Genomic DNA, 13151 nt, shown 5'->3' with positions numbered 1-13151 from the left:
TGCACGCCACGGTCCATCTCAGGACCAGGCCGCGACGCGATGCCCGTCGGCTACCGCCGTGAGGGTGACGCGCCGCATCGTCGCGTCAAGCGGCAGCACAGGGCTTGGGGCCTCGGGCGCAGGCGGCAGATGCGGGCGGGCGCGCTGTGGATCAGGCACCGGCACCGCCGCCAACAGCCGTTTCGTATAGGGGTGGCGCGGATCGTGCAGCACCGCCTCGCGCGGGCCCTCCTCCATCACCTGACCGAGGCGCAGCACCATGACCCGGTCAGCCACCTGGTCGATCACCGCCATGTCATGGCTGATGAAGAGATAGGACAGGCCGTCGGCATCCTGCAATTCCTGTAGCAATTCAAGAACCTGCGCCTGCACCGACACATCCAGCGCCGAGACGCTCTCATCCGCCACGATCACCCGGGGCGAGAGGCTCAGCGCCCGCGCGATGCAGACCCGCTGCCGCTGGCCGCCGGAAAACTCATGCGGGTAGCGCGCCAGCATGTCGGCCGAAAGCCCGACGCGCCGGAACAGGAACTCTGCCCGGTCCATCAGTTCCGTCCCCTGTGCCAGACCATGCACCCTTAGCGGCTCCACCACCTGCTCGCCCACGGTCATGCGCGCGTCGAGCGAGGCGCCAGGGTCTTGAAACACCATCTGGATCTTGCGCAGCACCGGCCGCATCGCCGACCGCGACAGACCCTTGGTCTGCTGGCCGTCGATCCGCACCGAACCCTCCCACGGGACCAGCCCCAAAAGCGCCTTGCCGATGGTCGACTTGCCGGACCCGGATTCGCCCACCAGCGCCAGCGTCTCGCCCGCCGCGATCCGGAACGACACGCCTTCCACCGCGTGCAGGCGCGCCACGGCACGGTTGAATATCCCCCCGGTCACGTCGAAGCGAACGCTAAGATCGTCGACCTCGACGATGCTCTGCGCGCCATCCTTCGGCGCGCGCGCGGGTGCCGAACCAAGCCGCGGCACCGCAGCCAGCAATTGCCGCGCATAGGCTGACCGCGGTGCCGCGAAGATCCGCCCCACTGGGGCGCTCTCTTCCGGCCTGCCCTCGCGCATGACAATGACCCGGTCGGCCATTTCGGCGACCACGCCCATGTCATGGGTGATCATCAGAACGGCGGTACCGTGATCCTTTTGCAGCAGGCGGATCAGGTCAAGGATCTCGGCCTGTACCGTGACATCGAGCGCCGTCGTCGGCTCATCCGCGATCAGGATCTCCGGCTCGCAGGCGAGCGCGATAGCGATCATCACGCGCTGTCGCATGCCGCCGGACAATTCGTGCGGATATTGTCCGAGCCGCCGTTTCGGATCGGTCAGTTGCAGATCCTCAAGCAGCCCGAGCGCGCGCGTCGGGGCCTCGCCGCGCGGGCACATGTCATGCTCCAGCAGCACCTCGCAGAGCTGTTGTTCCACGGTCATCAGCGGATTGAGCGAGGTCATCGGCTCCTGAAAGATCATCGAGATCCGCTTTGCCCGGATGGCGCGGTAGTGCCGCTCGCCCAGACCGGCAAGCTCACGATCGCCCAGCCGGATCGAGCCGCCGGTGATCCGCGCCATCGGACGCGGCAGAAGGCCCATGATCGCCAGCGCCGTCATCGACTTGCCCGATCCGCTTTCCCCGGCCAGCGCCAGCGTCTCGCCGGGAAAGAGATCGAGCGACAGCCCGTCGAGCACGGTCTTGCCGCCCGCGCCGGTCGCCACCTGCACGGTCAGATCGCGGACCGAGAGGACGGGGCGCGGATCCGCGCCCCGTCCGTTGAGGGCGTCAGGCGTCATTCGAAGACGATCCGCGGGAAGTAGAACGACACCACCCAGTTCGGCATGTCCACGATTTCCGAGATCCGCAGATCCCCCGCGACCGAGCAGAGCAGATAGGCATCCTCCGCCGAGAGCCCGTGCTGCTTGCCCAGCAGGTCGATCATGCCGGAAACCGCGTTGCGCGCGCCTTCCATCATGTCCGGCCCGATCCCCGTCGTGACCTCGTAGCCCTTGGCATCGAGGTGCCGGGTCACCGGCCCGGGCGTCGAGAAGCGCGGAAAGTCGAGCCGTTCCTGCTTGATCAGGTCGAGCGTGATCTCGACATCCATCGGGCTTTCGATGGCGGTGCCGCAAACCTCCCCGTCGCCCTGTGCGGCATGGGTATCGCCCACCGAGAACAGCGCTCCCGCGACCTCGACCGGCAGGTAGAGCACCGATCCGGTGGAAAGATCGCGAATGTCGAGATTGCCGCCCATCCGGCGCGGCGGCACCACGGAATGCAACCCTGGCTCGGCGGGGGCGAGCCCGATGGTGCCGGTAAACGGCTTGAGCGGCACGCTGGCAATGTCGGAAAAGAGCGAAGGGGCCAGCGTATCGGGATCATAGGACCAGACCTTGAGATGCGGATCGGGGAACTGGTCGGCCAGCAGGCCGAAGCCCGGGATATTGGCGGTCCAGCCAAAGCCGGAGGGGTGAAACTGCTCCAGCGTGATCTTCAGCACGTCCCCCGGTTCGGCCCCGTCGACATAGACGGGGCCAGTGACCGGGTTGATCTTGCTGAAATCGAGGTCGGGCACATCAGCCGTGGTGCTGTCGCGGGTCAGTTGCCCGCCTGAGCTGTCGAGGCAGCGGAAATGCACCCGGCTGCCCGGCACCACGGTCTGCGCGGGCGGGAACGCATGATCCCAGCCGTGGTGATGGTGGCCATGGATCGTGTAGTCACAGGTCTTGCACATGGGCTCACTCGCCTGTCGCGGCATGGATGTAATCGTAGTTCACCGGGATATGCACCGGGTCCACGAAGAGGCTGTCATCGCCGGCGATATTGTCCGAGACCAGCGTGAAGCGCTGTTCGTTGAACACCGGCACCCAGGGCGCGTCTTCCATGATATCGACATAGATCGACCGCCAGGCCGCCTCGCGCTCCGCCGTCTTGGCCGGGTCGGCCATCGCGTCGGCGGCGGTGGCGCGGGCGTCGATCTCCTCGTTGCAGTACCATGACCAGTTCCAGCCCCCCGGCACCGCGCCCGCGCAGCCCAGGATGGGGCCGTAGAAATTGGACGGGTCGGGGAAATCGGCGATCCAGGCCATGCCGCCCGACCAGATCATCGGGGCCTGATCGGCCTCGCCCCCTGCCGCGATCACGTTGGCCTGCGCAAGGCTGCGGATTTCGGCGGTGACACCGATCTCGGCCAGATCCTGCTGGATCGCCTGGGCGATGCGCGGGTTCGGATCGACATTCATCACGTAAAGCTCGGTCGTGAAGCCGTCGGCATGGCCCGCCTCGGCCAGCAGGGCGCGAGCGGCCTCGGGATCGAAGGCATAGCCCTCGTAATCGTCGGCATAGCCTGGCATGGTCGGCGGCAAGGGCTGGTTGGCGGGCACCGCGCGCCCGTTGATCATCTGCACGATCCGCGCCTTGTTGATCGCCATGTTGACGGCGCGGCGCACATCGACATTGTCAAACGGGGCCATCCGCGTATTGAGCGTGATGTAGCCGGTATGCAACTGCCCGCCCTCGACCACGTTCTCGGCCTGCGCCGGATCGTTCATCACCTGCAGGAACTGCGCCGGTGGGATACCATCGCCCGGCACATCCGCCTCGCCGTTTTGCAGACGCAACAGCGCGACGGTCGGATCAAGCCCGATATCAAAGGTCACCCGGTCAAGCTTGGGCACACCGGCGCGGTGATAGTCCTCGAACCGCTCGAACACGAGTTTCTGCCCCGGAGTCCAGTCGGCCAGGCGGAACGCGCCCGAGCCAACCGGCTCGCGCCCGAAATCCTCGCCCGAGGCCTCCACCGCCTCGCGCGGGACGATCGAGGCGAAGTTGAGCGCCATGACATGGCTGAAGGTGGCGTCGGGCCGCGACAGGGTGATGCGCACGGTCTTGTCGTCCAGCACTTCAACCCCGCTCAGCCCCTCACCCTCACCCGCGTTCCAGGTATCGAACCCCTTGATCATCCCGAAGAACCCGGCACCGGGGCTGCGGGTTTCGGGGTTGGTCACCCGCTCCAGCGAGTATTGCACGTCCTCGGCGGTGATCTCACGCCCGTTATGGAACTTGATCCCGTCCTTCAGCACGAAGGTATGCACCATGCCATCCCCGGAAATCTCGTGGCTCGCCGCAAGTTCGTTGCGCAGCGTGGTGGTGCCGGGCTCATAGCCCATCAGCCCGTCGAACAGCGACTTGATCATCGACCAGTTCTGCCAGTCATAGCCGATCGCAGGGTCGAGCGTGGCCACGTCGTCCTGATAGGTCACGACCATCTCGCCGCCCTGCGGGGCGTCCTCGTTCACCTGTGCGCGCGCGCCGCCCGCGACAAGCGCCAGCCCGGCGACGCCGGCCATCAATGCGTTTTTCATCGGTCTTCTCTCCTCTGTCGGTTTCATTTTGTCTTAATGCGGGGATCGATCAGCGGGGCCACCAGATCGGCGAGCAGATTGCCGAGCACGATGGCCGTGGCCGAAACCATGGTGACGCCCATGATCACGGGAATGTCGACGCGTTGGATGGCCTGCCAGGCAAGCTGGCCGATCCCGGGCCATCCAAAAACGCTTTCGACGACGACAATGCCCGACATGAACAAACCGATATCGATGCCGATCATGGCGATGATCGGCAGGATCGCATTGGGCATGACATGGCGGGCGACGATGCGCAGTTTCGACAGGCCTTTGGCCCGAGCGGTGCGCACGAAATCCTGTTCCAGAACGTCGATCATCGACGAACGCATCATCCGGCTGTACCAGCCCGCCCCCAGAAACCCGAGGGTGATCGAGGGCAGCACCAGATGCGCGAAGGTGCCATACCCGCCGATGGGCAGCCAGCCGAGCTGCACCGCAAAGACATAGAGCAGCAGGATGCCGATCACGAATTGCGGCGCCGAGATCGACACGAAACTGAAGATCATCAGCGAGTGATCGGCAAAGCGGTTGCGGCGCAGCGCGGCGATGACGCCGATACTCAGCCCGAGGATCAATTCGGTAACGATGGCCGAGACCATCAGCAGCAGGCTAGCGGGCAGGCGCGCGGCGATCAGGTCCGCCACCTCGGCACGTTGCAGGTAGGACCGGCCCATGTCGCCCTGCAAGAGATTGCCGAGATAGCGGAAATACTGCACGAAAAGCGGATCGTTGAGTCCCAGTTGGTCGCGGATATTGGCGACCGTCTCGGCAGTGGCCGAGCGGCCCGCGATCTGCCGCGCCGGATCGGCGGGAATCAGGTAGAGCAGCACGAAGGTCACCAGCGTGATCCCGAGAAGGATCAGAACGCTCTCGAGCAGCCGCCGGATCAGATAGCCGCTCATCCGTGCCGCCCCTTCAATGTCGGGTCGAGCACATCGCGCAGCGCGTCGCCCACAAGGTTGAAGGCCAGCGCCAGCAGCACGATCAGCAGCCCGGGGATGAATACCAGCCAGGGCGCGGTCGAGAAATAGGTCTGGTTCTCGAAGATGATATTGCCCCAGCTTGGCATCGGCGGCTGCACCCCCACGCCGAGAAAGCTCAGCGTCGCCTCGAGCAGCACCGTGGTCGAGATGCCAAGCGTGCCGAACACGATGATCGACGACAGCAGGTGCGGCAGCAGGTGCTTGCCGAGGATACGCAGCGGCGACGAGCCGATGGCGCGCTGCACCTGGATGAATTCACGTTCGGCCAGGCTGCGGGTCTCGGTATAGATCACCCGGCTCATCTGCACCCAGTTGACCATGGCAATCACCAGCGCGACGATCATCAGGCTGGGCTGAAAGATCGCCGCCAGCACGATTGCCAATAAAAGCGCCGGAAACGCCATCATCAGGTCGGTAAAGCGCATCAGGATCGCCGCCGTCCAGCCACCGAAATACCCCGCCGCGATGCCCACGCCCGCGCCAAGAATGACAGCGATGCCGTTTGCCACGACCCCGATGATCAGCGAGGTGCGCGTGCCCAGAATCAGGCGCGACGCCAGATCGCGGCCCAGCAGATCGGTGCCCAGCAGGTACTCGCCGCCCGGCGGCAGCGGGCCTCCCATCAGATCGAGCCCGTCGAAGCTTTGCTCGAACGGATCATGCGGCATGATCCAGGGCGCGAGCACCGCGCAGAGGACCATCACCACGATCACCGCCATGCCGAAGGCCGCGCGCGGGCGGCGCATCAGCTCGCCCATGATGCGCCAAAACCGGCCCGAGGCGCGCGGTCGAAGGGTCTGCGCGTGGCTCATCTCGCCCGCCCCCGCGCGGTGCGCCCCTCGGCCAGCAGCCGGATCGCGGCCTCCTCAAGCGTGATGCGTTCGACCATTGCCAGGGTGCGCAACTGCTTGAGCGCCAGCGCCTCGTCGCGCCCCTCTTCCATCAGCGCAAGCACGGCGCGGATCACGTCGAGCCGGTGATGGTTACGGCGCGCGAGATCCGCCTCGCGGGCGCGCCGCGCGGCCTTTTTCGCGAAAACCTCATGCGCGATGACCATCGCCGAGAACAGATTGCCCAACCCCCCGACCGGCAGGAAGGCGTCCACCTCCTGCGCCAGCGCCCAGGCGAGACGACCGGGGCTTTCCGATCCGACCAGCCCGATCAGCGGCATCGGCGCTTCGGCGCGCGGCCAGGGCAGCATGGCGTCATCGGACGTGTCGATATCGAGGATCACCATGTCTGCATCGCACGCGGTCCGGATGTCGAGCACGTCCTGTTCCAGACAGGCGCGCACGCCCAGCCGGTCGCAACGCGCCTCGATCCGCTGGCCGATTTCCGGCGAGCGATGCAGGACAAGCGCGGTCTGGCCAGAAAAGTTATGCACCGGCGCATGGCTCATTTCACGACCCTCAGCTTTGGTTGAGCCTGCGCGACGGGGGCGGGCCGTTGCGCGGACCGCGCGGTCATGTAGGGATCGGCGGCCACCGGCGCTCCGGCGCATTGCACGACATCGAACTGCCCGTCGCGCGCGATCGCCAGCCGTGGTGTCAGCATCGCATGCCGCAGCACCGGGTCGATCGGCATCGATCCCATTGCGGTGGGCACAGGCGCGTCCGCTGCCGCGCGGAACACCGCCGAGGGCGTGTCGCTTCCTGCTCGCGCCACCGCAGCGGAAATTATCTCCACCGCGGCAAAGGAGGTTGCGAAGAACGACGACACGCGCCCGTTCGGCGCGTGCCGCCGAGCCGAGTCCCGCAACTCCGCGTCGGCATTGGTCTCAAAGAAACTGCCCGCCGACAGCAATCCGTCCGCCGCTCGCCCGATCTCGGCCAGATCGGCCTCGGTCTGGTTGAAGCTGACCACGCGGACCGGCGGTCGGCCTGCCTCATGACGCGCCGCCAGCCCCCGCAGAAAACTGGAATTCGACGGCCCGATCAGGCTGTCGACGACGCACTCGGCCCGCTGATCGCGGATCTCGTCGAGAATTTGCGACGGCGTCTCCGCCCCGAGCGGCACGTGGCGTTCGCCGACCACCTCGATCCCGCGCTCCGTCAGGCATTCGCGCGCCAACCGCAGGGTCTCCCAGCCCCAGACGTAATTCGATCCGAGCAGGAACGCGCGGCGCAGCCCCTCAGCCGCGATCCAGTCGGTCACCGGAACCACATGATGGTTCGGCGAGGCCCCGAGATAGACGACGTGATCGTTGCTCTCGAACCCCTCATAGGGGCAGGGATACCACAGCAGCCCGCCATGCCGTTCGAGCAGCGGAATCATCTCCTTGCGGCTCCAGGAGGTGATCGCGCCGACGATATGCCGGACCCCGCTTTCCAGCATCTCGCGGGTCATCCGTTCATAGGCGGCCAGATCGCCACCGGGATCGGCGATCACCGGCGTAATCGGTGCCGCGCCGCGCCGAGCCAGCCCCTCTATTGCCCCGAGCGCGCCCGCAAGCGCGCTTTGCCCGAGCGCGCCGTAGCTGCCGGTCGTGGAAAAAACGAGGCCCAGGCGCAGCGTCACGACGGTATCCTTCCCATAAAAAAGCCCCGTCCCTCTGAATGAGGAAAAACGGGGCTCGATTGCCGATGGCTTTTACTGCCAATGTGATGCCAGCTTGCGGGATCTTGGCCGCGCTGTCCAGCGTGCCGTCGCCAATCCACCGGGCAGATCACGGGATATGACTGAAAATTGAGCAGAACGGCGTCGGCGAATCCCCGTGGTTTTCCCGACCGGAGGCACGCAGCTTTCCCCGCGCAATTTGATCTGCAACAAAGTCGTACCGTCGATCCGGACGCAAGATAGGATCATGGAACATATCGAACATCTCAGGGCGCTTGGCCTCTTCGACGCGCGCGTGCCGCGCTACACATCCTATCCAACGGCGGCGGTCTTCACTCCGCAGACCGGGGCAGGCTTTCAGGAGGAGGCGCTCCGGGATCTCGATCCGGCTCTGCCGGTATCGGTCTATATCCACATCCCGTTTTGCGAACGCCTGTGCTGGTTCTGCGCCTGCCATACCCAGGGGACCCGCACGCTCGGCCCGGTTGAGGCCTATATCGCCACGCTTGAGGCAGAGCTTGACCTAATGCGGCGCACATTGCCCGTCGGGTTGCGCATGGGGCGGCTGCATTGGGGGGGCGGCACGCCGACGATCCTGCCGCCGCCGCTCATCCATCGCCTTGCCCGCGCGATCCGCGCGGTCTTTCCGCCGCACGACACGTTCGAGTTCTCGGTCGAGATCGACCCGACGATGGTCGACCGTGCCAAGATCGACGCACTCGCCGCCGAAGGCATGACACGCGCCTCGATCGGCATTCAGGATTTCGACCCCGAGGTTCAGGCCGCGATCGGTCGGTTACAGCCTTTCGAGGTCACGCAAGCCTGCGTCGAGGATCTGCGCGCGGCGGGGATCACCTCGCTGAACACAGATCTGGTCTACGGGCTGCCGCATCAGACACCGGAGCGGATCACCGATACCATCGCCAAAGTGCGCAGCTTTGCACCGGATCGCGTGGCGCTCTTCGGCTATGCGCATGTGCCCTGGGTGTCCAAGCGGCAAAAGCTGATCGACGAGGCGGCGCTGCCCGATGACATGGCCCGCTACCGGCTTGCGACCCTCGCCGCGGCGCAATTCGCCGAGGCCGGGCTGACGGCAATCGGTATAGATCACTTCGCCCGTCCGGGTGACGCGCTCGACACGGCCCTCAGGACCGGGCAGCTGCGGCGCAATTTCCAGGGCTACACGGCGGATACCTGTCAGACCCTGATCGGCCTCGGCGCCTCCTCGATCTCGCGCTTTCCGGCGGGTTATGTGCAGAACGCTCCGGCGACGGCGGCCTATATCCAGCGGATCGAGGCGGGCGGCTTTGCCGGATCTCGGGGCTACGCCCTGACCGACGAGGACCGGCTGCGCGCCCGCGCGATCGAGTGCCTGATGTGTGACTTCGCGCTTGATCTTGACGATCTGCGGGCCGAGTGCGGGCCGCGCGCCGAAACCTTGGCGGCCCTCCTTCCGGCAATCGGCGCCAAATATGACGGGGTCGTGAGACTGGACGCACAACGGCTGGAGATTGCGCCGGAAGGGCGTGCGCTGACGCGCATGATCGCCGCCGAATTCGATCAGCACGTCCCCGACCGGATGACCTATTCCCGGGCGTCCTGAGCCGGAACCGGGGCCGACACATGGCCGCAGCGGCGTCGTGTCATCTGACCCGCCGTCGGTAGAGAGCGACGACTTTTAATGGGTAAATATAATACGAATTACTGCCACATGAAGAGCGAGACCGAATACCCCGGCCCTGTGACGCCCACGACGCGCGTGGTGCGTGCCTTGCGTGTCAATGGGGGTTGATCAATGCAGCCTGCGAGCGTGACGGCACAGGGGCGCGGCGCGTCGGCACATCAGAAAAGGAGGTTACGATGATGGAAATCGACCCGCATGGCGAAGCCGAGACACCGACGGCGGCGCTGATCGCGCATATCCTGTCGCGTTACCATGACACGCACCGGCGCGAACTGCCTGAATTGCTCGCCCTCGCCCGCAAGGTCGAGACGGTCCATGCCGATGATCCCAACAGCCCGCACGGGCTGACACGGGCGCTCGAGACGATGATCACGGATCTGGAGGATCACATGCGCCGGGAGGAGGCGGATTTCTTTGCCGCACGCGGTGGCGTGTCGGCCGGCGGTTCCACCGCCGGGTTGCGCGCGGAGCATGGCGGGCAGGAGGCGGCGCTCAACCGGATTGCGGCGATCACCCATGGGTTCCGGCTGCCCGCCTATGCCTGCGGCTCCTGGGCACGGCTCTATGCCGGGTTGGGCAAGCTGGCGGAGGATCTCGACGAGCACAGATATCTCGAGGAAAATGTGCTCTTTCCGCGCCTCGAGGCCGGGCGATGAGCGCGTCCGGCACGAACATGTCATCCCCCCTGGCGACTGGCAGCGGCCTCGTCTCGCGCCTTGCCTGTCGCGTGGTGCAGCCGGTTCTGTCGCGCGTCGTGCGCCGCATCGCGGCGCGGCACCCGTCGCTTTTCGCGCGGCTCGGGGCCCATCAGGGCACCGATTTCCTGATCGACCCGACAGATATGCCCTTTGCCCTGCATCTGCGGCCCGACCCCGAAGCTCTGGTATTTCGGGCCGTGCCGCGCGATGCCGCGCCGAAGTCAGGCGCCACCATCCGGGGGCGATTCATGCTGCTGCTGGAACTGGTCGATTCCGAGGAAGACGGAGACGCCGCCTTCTTCTCGCGCGATCTCGAGGTGAGCGGCGATACCGAGGCGGTGGTGCGGTTGCGCAACGCGCTCGATGATGTCGAGGGCTCTATCGCCGAAGAGACCGCGGCGATGTTCGGCCCCGCCGGTCGCGCCATCCTCGCGCGGCTCAGGCGCGCCTATTCCAATGACACGAACGCACAGGAGGTCGCATGAGCCTTGCCGAACTGATCTGCCCCGCCGGCACCCCCGCAGCACTCCGCACCGCCGTGGACGCGGGCGCCGACGCGGTCTATTGCGGCTTTCAGGACGCGACCAACGCGCGCAATTTTCCGGGGCTGAACTTCACCCCCGGCGAGTTGGCCGAGGCGGTGACCTACGCCCATGCGCGCGGCACCAAGGTTCTTCTGGCGCTCAACACCTACCCGCCGGCGGGCAAGGTCGATCTCTGGCGGCAGGCGGCGGACCTGGGCGTGCGGCTGGGGGCGGATGCCTTCATCGTGGCCGATATGGGCGTCGCCGATTATATCGCGCGCACCCATCCGCACGCGCGGCTGCATCTGTCGGTGCAGGCTGCGGCCTCATCCCCCGAGGCGATCCGCTATTACTGCGCAAATTTCGGCGTGCGGCGCGTGGTGCTGCCGCGCATCCTGACCATTCCTGAAATCCGCCAGATCAAACGCGAGATCCCCTGTGAGATCGAGACCTTCATCTTCGGCAATCACGGGCTGATGGTCGAGGGGCGGTGCAGCCTCACGAATTATCTCACCGGGCAGTCCACCAACATGGACGGTGTGTGCTCGCCCGCCTCGGATGTCGAATATGCCCGGCACGCTGACGGCGCGATGTCCTCGCAACTGGCAGGCATTACCATCGACCGGTTTGGGCCCGAGGAGAAGGCAGGCTATCCCACCATCTGCAAAGGCCGCTACACCGCGCCGCACCGGCCCGAGGGCTATTACGCCTTCGAGGAACCGGTAAGCCTCAACCTGTCGCGGCTCTTGCCGGACCTGATCGAGGCGGGCGTGCACGCGTTCAAGATCGAGGGGCGGCAGCGGTCGAAATCCTACGTACGCGGCGTGGTGCGCGCATTTCGGGCGGCTGTGGACGATATCCGGGCGGGACGGCAGGCCAACATGGCCGATCTGGTCGCCCTGACAGAGGGGCAGAAACAGACGCAGGGCGCGTTCGAGACGAAGAAATGGCGGTGAGAGAGATGACGAAACTGACCCTTGGCCCCATCGCCTATCACTGGTCCGCCGAGAAGCGGCGCGACTTCTACGCGGGCATCGCCGACGAGAGCCCGGTGGACGAGGTCTATCTCGGCGAGGTGATCTGTTCCAAGCGCGCGCCCTTCCACGAGGGCGACCTGCCCGAGACCATCGAGCGGCTGGAGCGCGCGGGCAAGCGCGTGATCGTCTCGACCCTGGCCGAGGTGATGCTGAAACGCGAGCGCAAGGCGACCGCCGATCTCGCGGCGATGGAGACGCCCGAAATCGAGGTCAACAATGCCGCGGGCCTCTATGCCCGAAGCCCTCGCCCGCACCGCATCGGCCCGTTCATGAACGCCTATAATGAGGCCACCATCGCGTGGATGGCGGCGCAGGGCGCGACCCATGTCTGCCTGCCCGCCGAACTGCCGGGTCCCGCGATTGCCGTCGCGGCGCAGGCTGCGCGCGATCTGGGGTTGGGGGTCGAGGTGCAGGTCTTCGGTCGCGCCTCGCTCGCGATTTCGGCACGCTGCTATCATGCCCGCGCGCATGGCCGGACCAAGGACAATTGCCAGTTTGTCTGCGAAGAGGATGCCGATGGCATGCCCCTGCGCACCCGCGACGATGCGCCGATCCTGCGGGTGAACGGCATCCAGACCCAGTCCGAGAGCTATCTCTGCCTGCTGCCCGAAATCCACGGCCTTGTCGCCGACGGCGTGACCCATCTGCGGCTCATGCCGCAGGCGGTGGACATGGTGGCCGTGGCCGGCGTATTCCGCGATATGCTCGACGGTAGTCTGGCTGTGGAAGAGGCGGATCATCGCCTTGGAGAGCTTAGCGGGGCCATGACCCTCAGCAACGGCTTTTACCACGGTGCGGCAGGCTATCGCCGGATTGCCATGGCCGCGCGGGCATGACGGTGCGCGCGGTGGCACGCCCTGCGCGCGGGCATGACGGTGCGCGCGGTGGCACGCCCTGCGCGTGGGCATGACGGTGCGCGCGGTGGCACGCCCTGCGCGTGGCCATGGCTGCATGTCGCGGGGTCGTCACTCAACGGGTTGGGCCGCGCCGGGCGCCCCGACTTGCCCCGGTCTGCAATGCACAGACCTGTTCGCGTGGATGCCCCCGACCGCCGACGCGCCACAGACCAGGCAGGGGGCCAAGTGTCGGATGCTCTCGATTGTCTCCGCCGCCCCCTCGACCCCAGAGGCCGACGCCCGTTACGAGCCATTCGATTTCGGCCATGACCATCTGAAACCCGTATCCGACATGGATCTGTGCCCCACCGCGCGGCCCCCGACAAAGATCTCCGGCACGGCGATGGAGAAGACCGAGAAGGTCCCGAACTGCGC

The 13151-nt window shown here is 66.1% G+C and carries 12 protein-coding genes; 5 read left to right on the top strand and 7 right to left on the bottom strand.

Translation table 11 applies throughout. From position 1 onward, the window contains the following. Positions 1–18: 18 nt before the first annotated feature. Genes ACSSV4_RS06275 through ACSSV4_RS06245 form a run of 7 tightly spaced genes read right to left on the bottom strand, consistent with a single transcriptional unit; the run spans position 19 to position 7898 of the window. Positions 19–1788: an ABC transporter ATP-binding protein gene (locus ACSSV4_RS06275; protein ID WP_454274146.1), complete on the bottom strand. Its 1770-nt coding sequence runs from the start codon at positions 1786–1788 to the stop codon at positions 19–21. After that, the gene (locus ACSSV4_RS06270) at positions 1785–2726 is read right to left on the bottom strand and encodes an acetamidase/formamidase family protein (RefSeq protein WP_454274145.1); all 942 of its coding nucleotides are present in this window, start codon (positions 2724–2726) and stop codon (positions 1785–1787) included. The genes ACSSV4_RS06275 and ACSSV4_RS06270 overlap by 4 nt, the downstream gene beginning before the upstream one ends. 4 nt (positions 2727–2730) lie before the next feature. Next, on the bottom strand, positions 2731–4356 hold the full coding sequence (locus ACSSV4_RS06265; RefSeq protein ID WP_454274143.1) for an ABC transporter substrate-binding protein: 1626 nt from the start codon (positions 4354–4356) through the stop codon (positions 2731–2733). A gap of 23 nt (positions 4357–4379) precedes the next feature. Continuing rightward, positions 4380–5300 carry an ABC transporter permease gene (locus ACSSV4_RS06260; protein WP_454274142.1) on the bottom strand — a complete coding sequence of 307 codons (921 nt, stop codon included), beginning with the start codon at positions 5298–5300 and terminating at the stop codon, positions 4380–4382. After that, positions 5297–6193 carry an ABC transporter permease gene (locus ACSSV4_RS06255; RefSeq protein WP_454274140.1) on the bottom strand — a complete coding sequence of 299 codons (897 nt, stop codon included), beginning with the start codon at positions 6191–6193 and terminating at the stop codon, positions 5297–5299. Before ACSSV4_RS06255 ends, ACSSV4_RS06260 begins: the two co-directional genes overlap by 4 nt. Continuing rightward, complete coding sequence (locus ACSSV4_RS06250; RefSeq protein ID WP_454274139.1) at positions 6190–6780, bottom strand: ANTAR domain-containing response regulator; 591 nt, start codon at positions 6778–6780, stop codon at positions 6190–6192. The genes ACSSV4_RS06255 and ACSSV4_RS06250 overlap by 4 nt, the downstream gene beginning before the upstream one ends. Further along, entirely contained in the window at positions 6777–7898 is a 1122-nt protein-coding gene (locus ACSSV4_RS06245) for a transporter substrate-binding protein (RefSeq protein ID WP_454274138.1), read from the bottom strand. Before ACSSV4_RS06245 ends, ACSSV4_RS06250 begins: the two co-directional genes overlap by 4 nt. Before the next feature lie 286 nt (positions 7899–8184). Between ACSSV4_RS06245 and hemN the strand changes: the two genes are divergently transcribed. The 5 genes from hemN to ubiV all read left to right on the top strand — a co-directional run bounded on the left by hemN (position 8185) and on the right by ubiV (position 12716). Continuing rightward, positions 8185–9540, top strand: coding sequence for an oxygen-independent coproporphyrinogen III oxidase (hemN, locus tag ACSSV4_RS06240; RefSeq protein WP_454274137.1), 1356 nt, complete (start codon positions 8185–8187; stop codon positions 9538–9540). 257 nt (positions 9541–9797) lie between these two features. After that, the gene (locus tag ACSSV4_RS06235) at positions 9798–10277 is read left to right on the top strand and encodes a hemerythrin domain-containing protein (protein ID WP_454274135.1); all 480 of its coding nucleotides are present in this window, start codon (positions 9798–9800) and stop codon (positions 10275–10277) included. A 17-nt stretch (positions 10278–10294) separates the two neighbouring features. Continuing rightward, positions 10295–10804 carry a ubiquinone anaerobic biosynthesis accessory factor UbiT gene (ubiT, locus tag ACSSV4_RS06230; protein WP_454274134.1) on the top strand — a complete coding sequence of 170 codons (510 nt, stop codon included), beginning with the start codon at positions 10295–10297 and terminating at the stop codon, positions 10802–10804. Further along, positions 10801–11799: a ubiquinone anaerobic biosynthesis protein UbiU gene (gene ubiU, locus ACSSV4_RS06225; RefSeq protein ID WP_454274132.1), complete on the top strand. Its 999-nt coding sequence runs from the start codon at positions 10801–10803 to the stop codon at positions 11797–11799. Before ubiT ends, ubiU begins: the two co-directional genes overlap by 4 nt. A 5-nt stretch (positions 11800–11804) precedes the next feature. Then, positions 11805–12716, top strand: coding sequence for a ubiquinone anaerobic biosynthesis protein UbiV (ubiV, locus tag ACSSV4_RS06220; RefSeq protein WP_454274130.1), 912 nt, complete (start codon positions 11805–11807; stop codon positions 12714–12716). The last annotated feature ends 435 nt before the right edge of the window (positions 12717–13151 follow it).

Source organism: Roseovarius sp. MBR-154, from assembly GCF_053628595.1.
The sequence above is the reverse complement of the archived record's forward strand: the minus strand, read 5'-3'. Positions and strand labels throughout refer to the sequence as shown.

Excerpts from the sequence above, each read along its gene's own strand:
- ACSSV4_RS06275 (WP_454274146.1), bottom strand. The coding sequence starts at position 1,788 with ATGACGCCTGACGCCCTCAACGGACGGGGCGCGGATCCGCGCCCCGTC.
- ACSSV4_RS06270 (WP_454274145.1), bottom strand. The coding sequence starts at position 2,726 with ATGTGCAAGACCTGTGACTACACGATCCATGGCCACCATCACCACGGC.
- ACSSV4_RS06265 (WP_454274143.1), bottom strand. The coding sequence starts at position 4,356 with ATGAAAAACGCATTGATGGCCGGCGTCGCCGGGCTGGCGCTTGTCGCG.
- ACSSV4_RS06260 (WP_454274142.1), bottom strand. The coding sequence starts at position 5,300 with ATGAGCGGCTATCTGATCCGGCGGCTGCTCGAGAGCGTTCTGATCCTT.
- ACSSV4_RS06255 (WP_454274140.1), bottom strand. The coding sequence starts at position 6,193 with ATGAGCCACGCGCAGACCCTTCGACCGCGCGCCTCGGGCCGGTTTTGG.
- ACSSV4_RS06250 (WP_454274139.1), bottom strand. The coding sequence starts at position 6,780 with ATGAGCCATGCGCCGGTGCATAACTTTTCTGGCCAGACCGCGCTTGTC.
- hemN (WP_454274137.1), top strand. The coding sequence starts at position 8,185 with ATGGAACATATCGAACATCTCAGGGCGCTTGGCCTCTTCGACGCGCGC.
- ACSSV4_RS06235 (WP_454274135.1), top strand. The coding sequence starts at position 9,798 with ATGATGGAAATCGACCCGCATGGCGAAGCCGAGACACCGACGGCGGCG.
- ubiT (WP_454274134.1), top strand. The coding sequence starts at position 10,295 with ATGTCATCCCCCCTGGCGACTGGCAGCGGCCTCGTCTCGCGCCTTGCC.
- ubiU (WP_454274132.1), top strand. The coding sequence starts at position 10,801 with ATGAGCCTTGCCGAACTGATCTGCCCCGCCGGCACCCCCGCAGCACTC.
- ubiV (WP_454274130.1), top strand. The coding sequence starts at position 11,805 with ATGACGAAACTGACCCTTGGCCCCATCGCCTATCACTGGTCCGCCGAG.